1 tRNA gene is annotated in these 235 nt (G+C 53.2%); it reads right to left on the bottom strand.

What is annotated here, in order from left to right:
* Nucleotides 1–85: 85 nt before the first annotated feature.
* Nucleotides 86–162, bottom strand: a tRNA-Ile gene (locus OC445_RS27010).
* Between the last annotated feature and the right edge of the window lie 73 nt (nucleotides 163–235).

Here is a 235-nt window from a genome sequence, read left to right as displayed (position 1 = left end):
AACCGTTGACCTCCTGCGTGCAAGGCAGGCGCTCTCCCAGCTGAGCTATGGCCCCGTATTTCTACAGGCGTTTCCCACACAAAATTGGTGGGTCTGGGCAGATTCGAACTGCCGACCTCACCCTTATCAGGGGTGCGCTCTAACCAACTGAGCTACAGACCCAATTTCGGGCTGCTTCTTTCGTCTTCTTCAATGAATCAAGCAATTCGTGTGGGAACTTATGGAGCAGCTGATG

This window comes from Pseudomonas sp. Pse35, assembly GCF_024519715.1.
Taxonomy (GTDB): Bacteria; Pseudomonadota; Gammaproteobacteria; order Pseudomonadales; family Pseudomonadaceae; genus Aquipseudomonas; species Aquipseudomonas paracarnis.
Note: the sequence above shows the minus strand (reverse complement) of the source record. Positions and strands in the feature narration are given on the sequence as shown.